A 17334-nucleotide genomic window follows, 5' to 3' on the forward strand; every position below is an offset into this window, starting at 1 on the left:
GATGAACGTGACAAAACAAGAATTAGTGGATTTTATGAAGGAGACGGCTTATAAGCCGATGACGTACAGCGAGCTGGAGAAGCAGTTCGGTATTGAGAGCGCCGAGGAGTTTAAAGCCTTCTTGAAGCTTCTGAACGAGTTGGAATCAGAAGGACTCATCATGCGCACGCGCAATGACCGTTACGGTGTGCCGGAGCGGATGAATTTGATCCGCGGAAGACTGCAAGCGCATGCCAAGGGGTTCGGGTTCCTGATTCCAGAGGATCGCGACCATCCGGATGTGTACATTCATGCGAACGATATGAATACGGCCATGAATGGAGATACCATTCTCGTTCGTGTGACGTCCAAAAGTCCGGCAGGAGGCCGGCTGGAGGGCGAGGTGGTTCGTGTGGTCAGCCGGGGAAATACGCAGATCGTAGGGCTTTTCTCTTCGCAGGGGGAATATGCTTTCGTGATTCCGGATGACAAGCGGGTGGTTCGGGATATTTTTGTCCCGAAGGATTCGTTCCACGGCGCCATGGACGGCCATAAGGTCGTTGTGAAGATCGTAAACTATCCGGAAGGACGCGCGGCGGCAGAAGGAGAGGTTATCGAAATTCTGGGTCACAAGAACGACCCTGGTGTCGACATTCTTTCTGTCATTCGCAGGCATCAGCTGCCTGAGGGCTTCCCGGATGAAGTGATGGAGGAAGCGACGGCGGTGCCAGATACGATCACCGAGGAAGATCTCGTAGGACGACGGGATCTGCGCCATAAGCGAATTGTCACCATCGACGGTGAAGATGCGAAGGACTTGGATGACGCGGTCAATGTAGAGCTTCTGCCGAACGGAAACCTTCTGCTGGGCGTCCACATTGCGGATGTCGGTTATTATGTAAAAGAGGATTCGGCGTTGGATCAGGAAGCGTATGCCCGCGGTTGCTCCGTGTATCTGGTGGACCGGGTTATTCCAATGCTGCCGCACCGGTTGTCCAACGGGATTTGCTCCTTGAATCCGCGTGTGGATCGTCTGACGATGTCTTGCGAAATGGAATTCGACGCCGATGCGAATGTCGTTCGGCATGATGTGTTCGCCAGTGTGATCAAGACGAGTGAACGGATGACGTATAAAAATGTACGCTTGCTTCTGACCGAGCCGGATGAGCATCCGGAGCTCGTGGAGCGTTACGCGTATTTGATGGACGATTTCAAGCTGATGGAAGAGCTTGCTATGCGTCTGCGCCGGAAGCGGATGAAGCGGGGCGCGATTGATTTTGACTTCCAGGAGTCGAAGATCCTCGTGGATGAGAACGGCAAGCCGACGGATATCGTGAAACGGGACCGGACGGTGGCGGAGCAGATTATTGAGGAATTCATGCTGGCGGCAAATGAAACGGTGGCGGAGCATTTCCACTGGATGAAGGTTCCGTTCCTGTACCGTGTCCATGACGATCCGGATGCGGAGAAGCTGCAGCACTTTATGGAGTTCATTACGAACTTCGGGTACGTGGTGCGCGGCAAGGGCAACACGGTGCATCCTCGTGCGCTGCAGTCCTTATTGGAAGAGATTAAGGGTACGAAGGAAGAAACGGTCATTAGCACCGTGATGCTGCGTTCCATGAAGCAGGCGAAATACGATTCGCAGAGTCTGGGTCATTACGGTCTGGCTGCGGAATATTACTCCCACTTCACCTCGCCGATCCGCCGATATCCCGACTTGGTCATTCACCGCGTCATGCGTGAGGTGATTGAATCAGGGACACTGAGTGAGGCAAGGCATGAATATTTGGCGTCACGGATGGACGATATCGCCAAGCAGTCCTCGGAGCGGGAGCGTGTCGCCGTCGATGCGGAGCGTGAGGTTGAGGCGCTGAAGAAGGCAGAGTTCATGATGGATAAGGTCGGACAGGAGTTCGACGGCATCATCAGCAGCGTGACGGGCTTCGGGATGTTCGTGGAGCTGGATAATACGGTGGAAGGACTCATTCGTCTGAGCGATCTGACGGACGACTATTACCACTTCCACGACGCCCAGCATGCTCTGATCGGGGAACGCAGCTCGAAGATTTATCGCCTCGGCGATGAAGTGAAGGTGCGTGTAGCCCGAGTGAGCATGGAGGAGAAGACCATCGATTTTGAGATGGTCGATATGAAGCCGCGGAAGACCAAGGTGAGCCTGGTTGACGCACTGAAGGCCGTCCGCAAGGATAAGCGGGGCGGACGCGGAGAGCGCGGGGCCGCTGCGGCGGGCCGTGGCGCTGGAGGTGCTGCACGCGCCGGCCGCGGTGGGCGCGGTGGCGGTTCGGCTGCCGGCGGGGGCAGCCGGGGTGGTCGCGCCGGAGCCCCTGCAGGGCGGGGCGCGCGTGGTGCAGGCGGCTCAGCAGCTGGCACGGCTGGTGAGCCGGTAGCGGCAGGCGCCCGGGGCAAGGGCCCGGGCGCGACCAAGGCGCGCGCGCTGGATGCGGCGCGCGAGGGGGTCGGCGCCGCCGGCGGCGGCGGCGGGAAGCCGCCGAAGCGCAAGCGCGTAGCGAAGCGCTGACGCGAGGGCGGCAGCTCTGGCCGGTACAGCCCCCGTGGGCTGGGATCGGCGGGGTTGCCGCTTGCTTTTGCCGGGCGGATTCTGGTACAATTATCTCCATCCCTAGTAGGGTTAGCGCTTGGGGAAGGAGTGAACGCGCGGATGAGCAAGAAGGCAGACGGCAAGGTGCTGGCGCAGAACAAGAAGGCGTCGCATGATTATTTTATCGAAGATACGTATGAATGCGGCTTGGTGCTGACAGGTACTGAGATCAAGTCTTTGCGGGCGGGCAAGGCCAACATCGGCGATGCGTTCGCAACCATTCGCAATGGCGAAGCGTTCATTCACAACATGCATATCAGTCCCTTCGAGCAAGGGAATCGCCACAACCCTACGGACCCGACGCGTACGCGGAAGCTGCTGATGAAGAAGGGCGAGATCAATAAGCTGCTGGGTCAATCGAAGCAAGAGGGCTACACCATAGTGCCGCTGAAGGTATATGTGCGCAATGGCTACGCTAAGCTGTTGGTAGGGCTAGGTAAGGGCAAGAAGCAGTACGACAAGCGTGAATCCGCAGCGAAGAAGGATGCGCAGCGCGATATTCAGCGGGCCCTGCGGGAGAAGCAGAAGATCGCAAGATAACCCATTTCCGGATCGGGCTCCCAGTATTGTCATCCGGTTGGAGGATTGCCCAGCATCTGAGGATTTCTTTTTGCCGGGGCTGTGCTATAATAAGTCTTGTAGTTGCTAGTAGTTATGCTTCTTGCATCAAGATTTATGTTTGGGATAAACTTCTGTTGATAACTTTTTTTGTATATGATCGGCTGTCCGGACTCCTTGGCAGGAGACGGATGGCCGACTACTTAATGCGGGGACGTTCTTGGATTCGACGGGGATAGTTCGAGCATGAGTAGCGGGTAGTGGGGACGCGTCCGCTTTATCAACGCTACAGCCAATTAACTGGCAACCAACGTACAACTTTAGCAGCAGCTTAATAACCTGTGTGCTAAGCTTCTACCGTCCATCGCCCATGTGGCCGGATAGGGGCTCAACCTTAGTGGGATACGCTGTCTCATCTCCGCCTGCGGTGAGCTGAAGAAGACAATCAGGCTGACCCAAAGGATAGCCGGTTACGGGGCGATTCTAGGGTGACATCAAAACTGTGGCTACACCCGTAGAAGCTTATGTGGCGTTATCTTCGGACAGGGGTTCGACTCCCCTCGTCTCCATAAAGCAAAGAGGCACTGACCTTAATGGTCGGTGCCTTTTTCATAACCATTATTGATTTGCGCCTTCTCTTGAATAGCTGCATTTATCCACAGATTGAATTCATACTTTTCCATAGGGTGTTCGAAACGCGATTGGATGTATTCCATGTCTAAATCCTCGAAATACATAAGCAGCATGCGGTATCCCCACTCACGGGACTCGCCTGATTTCCAATGAACAGCGGCTCGCAGTCGGTCTAAAATAATGTCTTCGATCCCGATTACATAGACTGCTTTATCAGCAACAGTAAGCTCCGTTACTTTATTATAGTCCCCAGCCAAAAAATTTGACGGTATCTCTACAGAGACTCCTAGGTTTGCATGGGTCCAATTTTTGCCTAATTTTGTAAAACCTAAAGAACCAAGTACCTCTCCAGCCAGGTCATACCCATCCATAACAAAATCAATGTCTTGGGTGGCATAACCATTTAAAGTATAAATTTCTACGGAGAGACCTCCAACAATAATAGGTCGAATGCCTTGGGGGAGAAGTAGCTCTGTAATGATTGCGGCAGTGTGAAGCATCTTCTCAAATTTCGTTTTATCTTGAAGCTGTTCAAGGGCTTCTCTAGCTTCTTGCATATTGGTCAATCCGTAGCACCCTCTTTGCTTTATCATAAACAATGGTGCCTGAACGGAGGCCTTCTCGGAGAGTAGTCCGGGCGAGATAGTTTAAAGCTTTGACTTCATCTTCCGACCTAGGGCGATTACGGGATAAGGACCATCCCTGTTCCTTTGTCTTTTCTCGGAATTTAGCTACTGCCAAGTTTACATCTGGGTTGCTATTTATGAGTTTATTTTGAATATCTTGAAGTGATAGCTTCCGCATGCGATCCCTCCTTAGAGCCCTATACCAACCATTATATACGACCCTCGAAGGTTTAACCATCGGGTGGTTACGGGGCAATTCTAGGGTGACATCAAAACTGTGGCTACACCCACCGCGAAGCGCAGCTAAAGTGGTTATCTTCGGACTGGGGTTCGACTCCCCTCGTCTCCATAAAGACAAAAACACCATCCGATGCGATGGTGTTTTTTCATGCATTCTTCTGTGAATGACTCTGAATGATACCTGCTAACTCCGCAAATGTAAATTTATGATTGACCATATCGACGGTAAAATCCTCGGCAGCTTTCGTGTCCATGATCAATATGAAACCATTGTATCTGAGATAAATAACTAGTGCCGTAAAGGCTGTTCGTTTGTTAGCATTCTGAAAAGGATGATTCTGTCCCAATGATTCAAACAGTGCTGCCGCCTTTTCGAAGACGGTAGGATAAGCGTCTTCACCAAAGGCGGATGACATCGGGCGTTGAATTGCAGATTCAAGCATAGCACTGCTTTTTACACCTATTTGCTCACCAGGACTATATCTTTGGATCATGGCAACATTAATAGCTATGACTTCTTGAGCAGAAAGATATCGCAATGTGGTCATTATCGATCCTTAAGGCCTTTCAGTGTGTCATCATATTCATGGATGACTTGATCAAGTGTTTCTAAAAAGTCTGGACTCAGTCCAGTAGGCAGATTTACCTTGGTTAGCTTTTTAATGACGATTTCCCCATCGCTCGCTCTTACGTCGATTTGAACGGAATCACCTGCTTCGAGACCAAGCTGCTTCAGAGCATCCGTCATCGTGATTCCAAGACTGTTGCCGAACTTTGAGACTTTACGCTCCATATCGATCACCTTTGCCAACATTATTTCCCCCTATTCATACTATTCAACTGTTATAACAATTATACAGTAATAACATTTTAAAGGCATAATTATTTTGTGGAGTGTTATGTGGCGTTATCTTCGGACTGGGGCTCAATTCTCCGCGTCTCCATAAGGTTTATGCAAGAGCACCGTTGAGGTGCTCTTTTTCATTACCCAAAAAAGGGCCGCCCCAAAGCAGATTTGCTTGCTCGGGACAGCCCTTCCGGGAAAAGCTTTATGGATTAATCAACTTCGCAGCCTGCAGGAAGCGGCGTACAAGAGCTGCCGTTTCCCCACGAGTCAGAGTAGCTTCAAGATCAAGCTTGTCGCCTCGGCCGTTCATAAGGTTAAGACTGATGGCAGCGGCGACGTTCGTCTGCGCCCAGCTTGCTACATCGCTGCCGTCCGCAAAAGTGGACAACAGGCGGTGGACCTCATCGGAAGACAATTCCGATTTCAATTTCGCAATAGCCGCCGCGCGGGACAGTACAGCCGTTGCTTCTTGCCGGCTAATGTTTTGATCCGGACGGAACGTCCCATTTTCATAACCGTCCATCAGCTTGTAATGGACTGCGGCCTGCACTGCTCCTGCGTACCAGCTGTTTGCCGAGACATCGGTAAAGGTGCCTGCATACGGCGTGCCTTGAATGCCCAGCCCGCGAGTGGCGATTGCTGCAAATTCCGCTCTCGTAATCGGCGCGTTCGGACGGAACTCCGTTGACGTTACGCCCTGGATGATCAGACGGGAGGTCATGTCATTCACATCGGCATTCGCCCAGTGACCCTTCACATCGTTCATTTCACGAGGGTTATAAATGACGGAATACGTGCTGTTGGTCAAGCTGTTAATGAGCGCATACGGTTTACCGTTTTGCTGCACGACGATGGTCGGTACGTGGAGCAGTTCACCGTTAGTCGACAGGACAACACCTGTCGTTATGTTTTGCGAATTGACCCCATCAGGGAGGGCGATCATCCGTCCGACGTAGCTGTTGAATTGATTCGCTTGTACTGTTTGCGAACCGTAGGAAGCGGAAATTTCAAAGTCGACCGGTTGCACGACAACCTCGAATTGATTGCGCTGCGCAGCCGTTTGTACCTGTGCCGCTTTGTCACCGGACGTTTCGGAGATTTGAATACGAACGGTAATGTCCTCAAGCTTCACGCCGGCTCCAACCTGCGCGGAAATGCTATCGATATTGATTTGTGACGCCGGGAGCGTATAAGTAGCCTTTTCGGTAACGATCTGAATCTGTGCTTGATTCGATTCCATCGCCTTAACCAAGCTGCCTTTCAGTTGGCCGACAACAATCTGGCTGTCTCCGCTTAATGGAATGGTCAGAAGCTTGTTGTTTTCCTGCTGAAGCTTATCGATTACCTTCTGGCTATCCAGCACAACGGTTGCAACGGTTCGTCCGTTCATTGTATCTTGCTGAATGGTTGCCAGTTGCTCCTGCTTCACTCCGTCGACAATGACCTCAACACCCGGTTTCGAGTTATTGTTCGTGCCCGAGGGGCTGCCTGAGATGACGCCCGGACTACCTGAAGATGAATCCGAAGAGGATTCATCAACTGTTACGGTCACTTTAGCTTGTTTACCTCCGAATTCAGCGGTAATAACCGTTTGCCCGCTTGAAACAGCGGTCACTAGACCCGTATTGTTTACCGTAGCGACAGCCGCATTGCTCGAGGAATACGAAGCTCCTGAGGAAACCACAGAAGTGCTCTGGTCGGAGTATATTGCAGTCACTACCGTTTGATGCGTAGCGCCTGTACTAAGCGAATAGCTAACACTGTCCAGAGCAAGACTTGACAAGGTTACAGGCGGCTTAAAGTAAGCTGTATACGTACTATTGCTCGTTACAATAATAGATGCCAATTGAGCGTCAGTAAGCAGTGTCGTTCCTCCATCGTTGCTCCAGCCAAGGAAGGTATAGCCCGGATCTGGAGTTGCTGTCGGCACGGAAGCCGGGGAGTGACCACTGTAAACCGTTTCGCTGCCCGAACCGTTGATACTACCGCCTGCTGCAGCCTGGTAGGATACCGTGTACGTAGGGATTGCCTTCCAAACGGCATACAGCGTTACGCTTTGCGTCATGTTGATGGTGCCACCTGCCGTATAAGAGGCTTCTGTCGCATTTGGCGTCGTGCTCCAGCCATCAAACACATAACCCGCTTTCACGAGATTGCCTGTATTGCCAAGCACCGTTGCTGTTTGGCCCTGAGTGTACTCATTCGCGTCAACCGGCATGCTTCCGCCTGTATTGCCATTACCGTTATAGGTGACTGTCATCAGAGGCTTCCAAACGGCATACAGCGCTACGCTTTGCGTCATGTTGATTGTATCGCCTGCTGCATAAGTGGCCTCCGTCACGTTAGGCGAGGTGCTCCAGCCCCCAAATACATGCCCCGTTTTCACCAGATTGCCTGTATTGCCATATACAGTAGCGACAACGTTCGGTCCGTACCCGGCCGTGTCGTTCGGAACCGTTCCGCCCGTATTGCCGCTGCCGTTATAAATGACAGACGCCATCAGCTTGGTGATGTTGCCGAGACCTAAATTCGTGGCGTACAAATAACCGGAGCTGTCTGCGGCAACATCGTAACTCATGCTGGAGGTTAGAGTCATGGCAGGAACCTCTTTCCAATCGTTGGTGCCCCCATTATATTTCAGCTCCATGGCTTTACTGATGCCGATACTCATCGTATATAAGTTATCGAATTTATCGACATGGATGCCGTAAGCAATGAACGGCATGGCTCCTGCGGGAGATGTCGGGGCAATGTTCGTCCAAGTGGTTTCCCCGAAAGGAAGCTTAAATATTTTCGTGTTGTTAATGACACTCGTATTCGTTAAGTCACTGACGAAAACATTGCCTTCGCCGTCAACCGCAATATCGACAGGGTAAACGAACGGCGACGGACTACCCGAAATGTTGACCCACGATGTGCCTCCCGCAGGCAGCTTAATTATATGCGGCGTTGCCACTGAATCGGTATCAGATTTGCCGTCGACCGCATACACGTTGCCATACTTATCGACCGCCACGCCGTAGGCGTAATTCATAGATTGACCGTAAGTAATGTTTTCCCAAGAATTGGTTCCGTAAGGCAGCTTTAAAATCCTAGCTGTATTGGTGCCTGCAGAATTGCTTGTGGACTTGCTGTTATCGGCCACGTAAACATTTCCGTGTTGGTCCACCGCGATGCCTATGGGAAAGATCACGGCAGCATTGTAGGTAATATCGGTGACCGTTTGGCCGTCGCTTGATATTTTCTCCACTTTACCGCCCGAGCCTAACGTGCCGCCAAACTTGGTCACATAGATCGTATCGTTATCATCTATGTCCATAAAAAACGGGACGGTGTAGCTGCCCATGACCGGCGGTTGGCCTGGTGACATTAACGGAGCCGTATGGTTCATCCAGGTCAATGGACCCGTATAAGCCGGGGATACCTCCGGAAGCGGGGTATAGGGAGTCGGTTCCGCATAAGCGCTGCGGCTGCCTGCGGCAAATGGCACCAGATAAGCCATGATCATAAGAAAGCTCATCAGCATAGCAACCGCTCTAGTTTTCACCGAATTGCGTAGTTTTGTTGACATTCTCTTCTCTCCTCGTAAGTTCGATAACCTCACAGCATTTCAAATCTTGCTCTGTCTCCGATATGTCCTCCCCCCGTACTAGATATCCTGTGAAAATCGTTATGTGGTTTAGGTCTTAAGAAGTATAATAGCAGTGGAAATAGTAAAGTAACAGTAAATAATTCTTGAATTTCGGCAAGAATACTTCAATTTCGACATGCTTCACATGAGCGGTTGCGAAGGGAAATAGGCGGGCTGGTAATAGGTTTCTCCGCATAAAAACTTGTAAAAGTTACAGGAAGCCTAGTATAATAATATTTTTAATAAGGCTGTGAGAGAAAGAAGGAGTATTGGTTTAAATGCTAATTGTTGAAGAAAGCATGATGTCGTTAACCGAGTTGTTGACCTCGCTCACCAAGGACGAGCTTCATAACATTCGCCGAACGTTGAATATTCAACAGGCAAGCCAGTTGAACAAAGCGGACCTGGTTCAACGCTTGTATTCTTATATGATGCAGCATCTGAATCAGCATTTGGAAAAGCTGGACCACAACCGATACAACGTATTGGATAAAGTCTCGAAAGCGCCGGGCTGCAAAGTGCCGCTTAGCGAGATGGTGAATGACGAGAATTATGACCCCGCGTATTTCCAAGCCTATGGCTTGTTGTTAATTAAGAACGATACAGTCCACCTGTCCGAAGAAATTAGGGAAGGCTTGCGTCGTTACGACCCGAAACGTTTGAAAATGATCCTGGATCGAAATACGGATTGGGTTAAGCTGACTCAAGGACTTCTCTATTATTACGGGTGCATGGGAGGCCAAGAGCTCAAGGAAAAGATAGAGCATTACACGGGTCAAAGCATCGATGGTAACGAGTATGAGCACATGATATCGGAGCTGGAACAGTACGACGGAAGTGTGAGTCACGGTCCGCACGGCTTCTCCCACTACACGGTCGATGACCCGAAGCGGATCCTAGGGGAACAGAGCAATAGACCGGAGCTTGATTATTATCCATTCACGAAGGCCCAGGTGCTGAGTGCTTCGGCTGACGGATTTGTCGATCGCCATGCGGGTTATGTATCGTTTGTTTCCTTTATAAAAAAGCATTGGACTATGGAAGCGGAGGAAGCGGATCTGATGACCGCAGAGCTTGTGGACCGTATCCAACGGGGAGAATCGCCCTCCGAGCTGGTATCGGCTTTACAGGACGAGTTGGACTTTAAGGACATGCAGCTGGTGCAGCAGCTGCTAGATGTATTAATGGTGCTTATGAACAATACGCGGCTATGGGAGCTGAAAGGATATACACCCCAAGAGCTTTCCCGGAATGAACGGAAGCAGTCGATCCCGCAAGCGCCTTCTCCTTTGATACAAGGTGGTTCGCATCAAGTTGGAACCGGTACAGAAGGAACCGTGTACAGCTTTCAAACCAAGAAGAAAGTGGGCCGTAATGACCCTTGTCCATGCGGAAGCGGGAAAAAGTTCAAAAAATGCTGTCTTAGCTAGCTGCGCCTAGTATCCATACAGCAAGGGGCACTGACCTTAGGGGTCGGTGCCTTTTTGTTTTTTATCTGCAGCCTCTTTTGCCGACCCGGCGCATCGATGCCCGAAGAAGTTCGATTTGTCCAGATTCATGATCGTATTTCTCCATGGCGGAAGCGTAAAGCCTAGTGCTACAATGCAGTAAAGCGATTTCATAAGGAGTGAGTAAGATGAGAAAATTGACGGCTGAAGAGAAAAACCATTATGATGAACTTGGTTATGTGGTCATTTCGAGTTTTTTTTCGCCAGACGAATTGAGTGAGATGAACAAAGAGCTTGACGAATGTGAAGAACCCGTCCAGAAGTCGGGGGAACACGAGGGATTTACTTATCAGCTGGCGATGCTGACAGACAAGACCAAGCAATTCGCCCAGGACGAGCGGATTTTGAACTTTATTGAGGATATCGTGAAACCGGGGATTTCCATCTTTTCCTCGAAGCTCTTAACTAAGCTTCCGCACAGCACGTCAGTTTGTCACTGGCATCAAGACGACGCCTATTATTCGGAAGTGGTGAAAAGCGATACGCGAATGTCGATATGGGTGCCGCTTCAGGATACCGATGAGCGAAACGGTTGTTTATGGGTCGTTCCAGAAAGCCACAAGCGAGGATTGCTGCCATATGCCGTGAAGGATCATGGCACTTGCCGGAGGGCGCTGGATGAGGAGCAGGTGGACTTGTCCAAAGCCGTACCGGTACCGATGAAGGCGGGCTCTATGCTTCTTTTTAACGCGCTGACATGGCATTCCTCAAAAGGCAACGAAACAGATCATGTTCGACGCGCGTTCATTGTTTCTTATCAGGAGGCGACGGTACCGATAGGGCGGGGGAAGCAGCACGTAATCCTGCGTTCTGCGCTCTGAGTATGCTCTTGATATACAAGGAGTGAATAGGTATTGATCAATGCGACTCAGTTGGCCGATTATCTCCATAGGTCGGTTTTCTCGATTACCTTTGCCGGAAACACGATCCTCAAGGCCGGTTCGTACCAAGCGCCATACGTTCATAAGATTCATTCCATTCACTTTATAGTAAGAGGTTCCGGCTTCTATGTGATGAATAACGTCAAGTATGCTTTGGAAGCAGGATCGGTCATGGTGTTCGTTCCCGATACGACCTTTGAGTGGTCGGTTTCAGATTCGGAGGACGTTGAAATTTACCATATCAGGTTCGATTATCGAGTTTGTTATAAGGATAAGCTGGAGTGGATCTCTGAGGCTCCGGACAACGGGCTCGCTCCCTTACGCGGCATGATGATGACGATACGGCCTGCCGAAGTCCGCAGATGGTTTGATAGAGTGTTTCAATTGTGGAAAACCTACGATCCTATCTCCCAATACCGCTGCAATCTGGCGTTTCGTGAGCTGTGGCTTTCCTTAATCGACAATATGTACGAACAACAGTACAGCAACAACGCTGATACAGTGATTCAATTTACTCTCAGGTATATCGACGATCATTATCAATCTCCGTTGACCATTGAACAGTTGGCCAAGACGGCAGGGCTCAGCACCGGTTATTACTCGCGGCAGTTCAAGCGGCTCACCGGTTTCGCTCCGAAGGATTATCTGATACGGTTGCGGGTTAGCAAAGCGAAGGAATTGTTGGGGAGCTCAGGCTTGGCTTTAACCGATATTTCAAAGTTAGTCGGATATGAGGACGAATTTTACTTCAGTCGTATTTTCAAGCGGATCACCGGAATGACTCCGTCGTCCTATGCTAGACAATCACAGAGGCCGTAGTATCGCTCGATTCATTGACAAAAGGCACGGGCCGTTTTTCCTACGGTACCGTGCCTTTGTACGTTTAAATTTTCGCAATCGATTCGGACAAGGCTTCCGCCATCTGGGCAAGCGATTGCGAGGTCGCCGAATTCTCCTCGACGCTGGCGGCGGTCTCTTCCGTTACGGCGGAGATGCTCTCTACCGAACGCAGCACATCGCCCGATTGAGCGGCTTGCTCCTCACAGGCAGCGGCAATTTCCACCACCTTGCTTGCGGTTTCGTTCAGCTTCGCAATAATGCGCTCGAAGGACTCTCCTGTCATCTGCGACAAGGCCACTCCCTCCTTCACGGCAAGAACACTCAGCTCGGTGTTGTGCTGCATCCCCTTGATGATTCCGGAAATTTGCTTCGTGGCTTCCCGGCTGCGTTCGGCCAGCTTACGCACCTCATCGGCGACAACGGCGAAGCCCCGGCCGTGTTCTCCCGCGCGGGCGGCCTCAATGGCGGCATTCAACGCCAGCAGATTCGTTTGGTCCGCAATTTCGTCAATAACCTCAATAATGTCACCGATGGTAGCGGAATCCTGCTCCAGCTTGGACATTTGACGGCTTACCTGATCCATGCCGGTAATCGAGTTGCGTACCGCTTCCCCGCCCTCCTTGGCAATGGAGACGGTTTGGCTGGAAAATTCGGCGGCCTGCTCCGCGTTCTCCGCCACTGAGTTGATTGCAATGGAGAGCTCCGTAATCAGCTCCGTCATGTGCTGTGCGGATTGGGATTGATCGTTGGCGCCGCTGGCAATCTCCTCGGTGCTGGCCGAAATCTGCTGTGCCGAAGCGGAAACATTCTGCGCGGAGGCCATTACGGTTCGGATCACAGAGCGCAAATTGTTCAGCATGATCCATCCGAAGGCTGCACTAATGGCCAAGCAAACGATGATGATAGTAATAATAATGGTTTGATTCAAGCTTTGCTTGGCTTCCAGTTCCTGAAGGGAGACGGCGATCTGATCATTCAGACTGTTAAGTGAATCGGCTATGATCGGATCCAGCTCCTTACGGGCCTCGCGCTCTTCGCCAAAATGAAGCTTCAGCGCTTCGGCCGGATTGCCTTGATTGTACGCGTCGAGAACTTTTTTGCTGGCGGCGGAGAAGTTAATGAAGTTTCGGCTGATTTTATCGATCGTCTGCTGCTCCTCAGGACCGAGCTCCTTCATTCTGCGAAGCGTTTGCAAATAACCGTCAATATCGGCGGTCTTCGCTTTCATTTCCGGCAGGTAGCTTGCATCACCTTGAAGGAGGAAGCCTCTCTCGTCATTGGATAAGCCCGTTAACCGAAATTGAATGGATTTCATGTGAAACCGGTACTCCTGCTTTTGCAAGAGGGCATCGTACATCTTCTGGTTGTGTTCGGTGTTAATGTAAAAATAAACCCCAATGAAAACAATCATGCTAAGCAGTGTTGCAAGAACAAGTAGAAGCTTCGTCTTCAGTCTCATGGATGTTGGCCTCCCGATTTTTGTATGACTGGGTATCAATGTAAATAAAAAAACCGCCAGGAAGCCGGTTTTCATGCAGCTTCGGTAGCCCGGCGATCGTAGTTAATGAAACCTTAGACCCGTAGCTTTGCGTCCCCGCCTTTCGAGGGGTTTGCCGTTGACGAAGAATATTCGATTTAGTAGAAAGGACCTAATCCCCCATAGTATAAAGTGTACTTTAGAAATTATCAACAAAAATCGACAAATTTCTCGTTGGTTGAGATAAATTCAGTAAAGCAAACGGATAAAAAAAGATATGTACTTTGGAAAAAACGCATCCTATAATGATAATGATAATTATTATCAATACAATACACCGAAGCAAACGCAGTCCGAACTGCATTGTCTGCATTAGCTGTGGTTAAGGAGGAAGCAACAATATGAAGGCTTTACGATGGATGGTCCTATTTGTACTGGCGTTGGCGGTTTCTGCCTGCGGAAGTACAGCGGCACCGGGAGGATCGGCGGGAACAGTCGTTAATCAGGCAGCTTCTCCGGAAGCGGGGAAATCGAAGGACCAGGGCGGGGCGAGTACAGCCGCAACAGGGGAAAAAATCATTAAGCATGCCATGGGAACGGCAACCTTAAAGAAAAAGCCGGAACGGGTGGTCGTTCTTTTCAACGGGATGACGGATATTTCGCTTCATCTGGGTGTGAAGCCTGTCGGCTCGGTAGAGTCGTGGGAAGAGAAGCCGTGGTACAACTATTTGCGGGCGCAGATGGACGGGGTGAAAAACCTCGGCGAGGAAACCCAGCCCAATGTAGAGGCCATTATCGCGCTCAAGCCGGATTTGATTATCGGAACGAAAAATCGCCATGAGAAGATTTATCCTCAGCTGGAGAGCATTGCCCCGACGATTATGACGGAAGAGATTTTCGATTGGAAGGCGAACCTGAAGATCGCAGCCGATGCGCTCTACAAGCAGGAGGAAGGCGCGAAGATTCTTAGCGAATGGGATCGCCGTGTGGCGGAGTTTAAACAGAAGGCGGGAGATAAGCTGGCCAAATCGGAGGTATCGATTGTCCGGTTCGAACGGGACGGCAGCGCGCGCTTCTATGCGACAGGGTTTGCCGGCACGATCTTCAAGGAGCTAGGATTGCCTCGTCCGAAGGCGCAAATGGTGGAAGGCAAGGCCGTGGTGAACCTCACCTCGAAGGAGCAGATGTCGCAGCTGGATGGGGACTACATATTCGATATTACCCGACTCAATGAGAATGAGCCGACGGTAGCCAAATCACAAAACGATTGGACCTCCCATCCTCTCTGGAAGAGCCTGAAGGGTGTCAAGAACGGGAAGTACTACAAGGTCGACACGATCACCTGGAACTTGGCCGGCGGGTCCATGGCGGCAAAGGCAATGCTGGATGACCTCTACCATTATTTTGAAATCAAGTAGTTCCTAGGGAGCGTTTCACCATGAATCTGATGCATTCGACTGTAGCGAAGGCCGGCGGTCTGCTGGCTCTCCTGCTGGTCCTGCTGCTGAGCTTTGTCTCCAGCATCCTTTTCGGTGCGACCCAATACGATTGGCATACCGCCTGGGCGTCCGTCTTTCACTACGATGAGAATGTCGCCGACCAAATCATTATCCGCACTACTCGTGTGCCGAGGGCTTGCATTGCCGCAGCCATAGGGGCCAGCCTTGCCATCGCGGGCACGCTGATGCAGACGCTGACACGCAATCCGCTCGCTTCGCCCAGTGTGCTAGGAGTGAATGCCGGGGCTACCTTCTTCGTCGTCCTTGCAGCCATCGCCTTCTCGATTTCATCCATGCAATGGCTGATGTGGATCTCCTTCATAGGAGCTGCCCTGGCAGCTGTGTTCGTTTACGTGCTGGGCTCAATGGGCAGAGACGGCTTGACTCCTCTCAAAATCGTACTCGCCGGCGCTGCCATGTCCGCCTTATTCGCATCGTTTACCCAAGCGATTCTGGTGCTGAACAAGCAAGGCCTCGGAACGGTGCTGTATTGGCTGACGGGAACGATTGCGGGCCGCTCTCCCGATATGATTATGGCCGTATTTCCTTATATGGCCGTGAGCTGGGCGGTCGCATGGTTCATTGCGAGAGATATGAATTTGCTCCTGATGGGCGAGGATACGGCGAAAGGCTTAGGACAAAGGACGATGTGGGTCAAGCTGACGGCCGGGATCATTATCGTCGTCCTTGCGGGCGGCTCCGTTTCGGTAGCGGGACCTATTGGTTTTATCGGGATTGTAATTCCGCATATTGCGCGTTATATCGGTGGAACGGATCATCGGTGGGTCATTCCGTATTGTGCCGTGCTCGGTGCGACCCTGCTTCTTCTGGCGGATGTGGTCGCAAGATTTATTATGATTCCCTCGGAAATGCCGGTAGGCGTGATGACGGCCGCGATCGGCGCCCCGTTTTTCATTTATATCGCGCGAAGGGGGCTGGCCAAAGCATGATGCAGCATGTTCCTGTTCGGTTCCGGCGTCGGGGAATTTCCTTTTTGCTTCATAAGCGAACGGTTGTGACAACCTTCGTTTTGCTGGCTGCTTGTATCCTCATTGCCGTGGTTAGCACAGGTATGGGGGAGATGTACATTTCTCCTGCCGATGTCATTCGAAGCGTGTTCGGCATGGGGGCCGAAGAGCATTCCATGGTCATCCAGAAGCTGCGGCTTCCCCGGATTGTCATTTCCCTGCTGGTTGGGAGCTCCTTGGCAGCGGCGGGCGCCATCCTGCAAGGGATCATCCGGAATCCGCTCTCGTCACCCGATATCATGGGCGTTACCGGAGGAGCCTCCGTTGCAGCGGTGTCCTTCCTGACGTTAACCGCCGGCGCGTTCAGCATTCGCTGGCTGCCGGTCAGCGCGATGCTAGGCGCGGGTGTTGTATCGGTCGTCTTGTATTTGCTTGCCTGGAAAAAAGGGGTTACCCCCATCCGGCTCATTCTGGTCGGAATCGGGATGTCGTCCCTGACGTCGGCTGCCACCACGATGATGATCGTCTTTAGCGAGAACAAGGATGTGAGCCAGGCGTACCTATGGCTGACAGGCTCGGTGTACGCCTCCAATTGGGAGAATGTCCTGACGGTGCTGCCTTGGACGATGATTCTGATTCCTCTCTCCTTCCTGATGGCCCGCCATGTGAACATCGGCCAGCTCGGGGATGACGTCGCGGCAAGCGCAGGAAGCCGGGTTGAACGAAACCGCTTGGTATTGCTGTTCATCAGTGTAGCCTTGGCGGGCTCGGCCGTGTCCGTAGCCGGAGGGATCGGGTTTGTCGGCTTGATAGCCCCGCATATGGCCCGCAAGCTGGTGGGCTCCAGCTTCGAGAGTGTGCTTCCCGTCTCCGCCTTGCTGGGCGGCGCGATTGTTATGCTGGCTGATCTGGCCGGGAGAACCTTCTTCCTTCCGCTCGATATTCCGGTAGGCGTATTTACCTCGGCTGTAGGCGCTCCCTTCTTTATCTATTTGCTGTACACCAAGCGCAATTCCAAATAGGA

General features: G+C 51.5%; 13 protein-coding genes, 1 other RNA gene and 1 riboswitch. Of the genes, 9 read left to right on the forward strand and 5 right to left on the reverse strand.

Translation table 11 applies throughout. The features are described from left to right. Nucleotide 1: 1 nt before the first annotated feature. The 3 genes from rnr to ssrA all read left to right on the forward strand — a co-directional run bounded on the left by rnr (nt 2) and on the right by ssrA (nt 3732). A complete protein-coding gene (gene rnr, locus RAC89_RS13225; protein WP_306614001.1) occupies nt 2-2521 on the forward strand; it encodes a ribonuclease R in 2520 nt (839 codons plus the stop codon). Between the two features lie 141 nt (nt 2522-2662). Beyond that, nucleotides 2663-3142: an SsrA-binding protein SmpB gene (gene smpB / locus RAC89_RS13230; RefSeq protein WP_284643439.1), complete on the forward strand. Its 480-nt coding sequence runs from the start codon at nt 2663-2665 to the stop codon at nt 3140-3142. A 228-nt stretch (nt 3143-3370) separates the two neighbouring features. Then, nucleotides 3371-3732, forward strand: a transfer-messenger RNA (tmRNA) gene (gene ssrA / locus RAC89_RS13235). Nucleotides 3733-3750: 18 nt separating this feature from the next. Here the strand turns inward: ssrA and RAC89_RS13240 are convergent. From RAC89_RS13240 to RAC89_RS13255, 4 genes are all read right to left on the reverse strand, one after another. Beyond that, nucleotides 3751-4350, reverse strand: coding sequence for a hypothetical protein (locus RAC89_RS13240; protein WP_306616091.1), 600 nt, complete (start codon nt 4348-4350; stop codon nt 3751-3753). Between the two features lie 455 nt (nt 4351-4805). Further along, nucleotides 4806-5207, reverse strand: a complete 402-nt coding sequence (locus RAC89_RS13245; RefSeq protein ID WP_306614003.1) for a type II toxin-antitoxin system death-on-curing family toxin — start codon at nt 5205-5207, stop codon at nt 4806-4808. Continuing rightward, entirely contained in the window at nt 5207-5473 is a 267-nt protein-coding gene (locus tag RAC89_RS13250) for an AbrB/MazE/SpoVT family DNA-binding domain-containing protein (RefSeq protein WP_373429922.1), read from the reverse strand. The genes RAC89_RS13245 and RAC89_RS13250 overlap by 1 nt, the downstream gene beginning before the upstream one ends. A 235-nt stretch (nt 5474-5708) precedes the next feature. Then, complete coding sequence (locus RAC89_RS13255; RefSeq protein ID WP_306614005.1) at nt 5709-9077, reverse strand: S-layer homology domain-containing protein; 3369 nt, start codon at nt 9075-9077, stop codon at nt 5709-5711. A gap of 338 nt (nt 9078-9415) precedes the next feature. Between RAC89_RS13255 and RAC89_RS13260 the strand changes: the two genes are divergently transcribed. The 3 genes from RAC89_RS13260 to RAC89_RS13270 all read left to right on the forward strand — a co-directional run bounded on the left by RAC89_RS13260 (nt 9416) and on the right by RAC89_RS13270 (nt 12345). Continuing rightward, the gene (locus RAC89_RS13260) at nt 9416-10567 is read left to right on the forward strand and encodes a YecA family protein (RefSeq protein WP_306614006.1); all 1152 of its coding nucleotides are present in this window, start codon (nt 9416-9418) and stop codon (nt 10565-10567) included. Between the two features lie 206 nt (nt 10568-10773). Next, nucleotides 10774-11466: a phytanoyl-CoA dioxygenase family protein gene (locus RAC89_RS13265; protein WP_306614007.1), complete on the forward strand. Its 693-nt coding sequence runs from the start codon at nt 10774-10776 to the stop codon at nt 11464-11466. A gap of 33 nt (nt 11467-11499) precedes the next feature. Further along, complete coding sequence (locus RAC89_RS13270) at nt 11500-12345, forward strand: AraC family transcriptional regulator (RefSeq protein ID WP_306614008.1); 846 nt, start codon at nt 11500-11502, stop codon at nt 12343-12345. 64 nt (nt 12346-12409) lie between these two features. On the opposite strand, the gene RAC89_RS13275 is transcribed toward RAC89_RS13270, so the two are convergent. Next, nucleotides 12410-13825, reverse strand: a complete 1416-nt coding sequence (locus tag RAC89_RS13275) for a methyl-accepting chemotaxis protein (RefSeq protein ID WP_306614009.1) — start codon at nt 13823-13825, stop codon at nt 12410-12412. An 80-nt stretch (nt 13826-13905) separates the two neighbouring features. Continuing rightward, a riboswitch (cyclic di-GMP riboswitch) is annotated at nt 13906-13991 on the reverse strand. Nucleotides 13992-14244: 253 nt separating this feature from the next. Here RAC89_RS13275 and RAC89_RS13280 point away from each other — a divergent pair. Genes RAC89_RS13280 through RAC89_RS13290 form a run of 3 tightly spaced genes read left to right on the forward strand, consistent with a single transcriptional unit; the run spans nt 14245 to nt 17332 of the window. Next, the gene (locus RAC89_RS13280) at nt 14245-15261 is read left to right on the forward strand and encodes an ABC transporter substrate-binding protein (RefSeq protein ID WP_306614010.1); all 1017 of its coding nucleotides are present in this window, start codon (nt 14245-14247) and stop codon (nt 15259-15261) included. A 29-nt stretch (nt 15262-15290) separates the two neighbouring features. Further along, a complete protein-coding gene (locus tag RAC89_RS13285; RefSeq protein WP_306616093.1) occupies nt 15291-16292 on the forward strand; it encodes a FecCD family ABC transporter permease in 1002 nt (333 codons plus the stop codon). After that, nucleotides 16289-17332 carry a FecCD family ABC transporter permease gene (locus RAC89_RS13290; protein WP_306614011.1) on the forward strand — a complete coding sequence of 348 codons (1044 nt, stop codon included), beginning with the start codon at nt 16289-16291 and terminating at the stop codon, nt 17330-17332. Before RAC89_RS13285 ends, RAC89_RS13290 begins: the two co-directional genes overlap by 4 nt. Nucleotides 17333-17334: the final 2 nt, after the last annotated feature.

It is taken from the genome of Paenibacillus sp. GD4, from assembly GCF_030846225.1.
Classification (GTDB): domain Bacteria; phylum Bacillota; class Bacilli; order Paenibacillales; family NBRC-103111; genus Paenibacillus_G; species Paenibacillus_G silviterrae.

Coding starts and splice junctions, on each gene's coding strand:
- RAC89_RS13245 (WP_306614003.1), bottom strand. CDS start 5,207: ATGACCACATTGCGATATCTTTCTGCTCAAGAAGTCATAGCTATTAAT.
- RAC89_RS13275 (WP_306614009.1), bottom strand. CDS start 13,825: ATGAGACTGAAGACGAAGCTTCTACTTGTTCTTGCAACACTGCTTAGC.
- rnr (WP_306614001.1), top strand. CDS start 2: ATGAACGTGACAAAACAAGAATTAGTGGATTTTATGAAGGAGACGGCT.
- smpB (WP_284643439.1), top strand. CDS start 2,663: ATGAGCAAGAAGGCAGACGGCAAGGTGCTGGCGCAGAACAAGAAGGCG.
- RAC89_RS13250 (WP_373429922.1), bottom strand. CDS start 5,473: ATGTTGGCAAAGGTGATCGATATGGAGCGTAAAGTCTCAAAGTTCGGC.
- RAC89_RS13285 (WP_306616093.1), top strand. CDS start 15,291: ATGCATTCGACTGTAGCGAAGGCCGGCGGTCTGCTGGCTCTCCTGCTG.
- RAC89_RS13290 (WP_306614011.1), top strand. CDS start 16,289: ATGATGCAGCATGTTCCTGTTCGGTTCCGGCGTCGGGGAATTTCCTTT.
- RAC89_RS13280 (WP_306614010.1), top strand. CDS start 14,245: ATGAAGGCTTTACGATGGATGGTCCTATTTGTACTGGCGTTGGCGGTT.
- RAC89_RS13260 (WP_306614006.1), top strand. CDS start 9,416: ATGCTAATTGTTGAAGAAAGCATGATGTCGTTAACCGAGTTGTTGACC.
- RAC89_RS13265 (WP_306614007.1), top strand. CDS start 10,774: ATGAGAAAATTGACGGCTGAAGAGAAAAACCATTATGATGAACTTGGT.
- RAC89_RS13255 (WP_306614005.1), bottom strand. CDS start 9,077: ATGTCAACAAAACTACGCAATTCGGTGAAAACTAGAGCGGTTGCTATG.
- RAC89_RS13240 (WP_306616091.1), bottom strand. CDS start 4,350: ATGCAAGAAGCTAGAGAAGCCCTTGAACAGCTTCAAGATAAAACGAAA.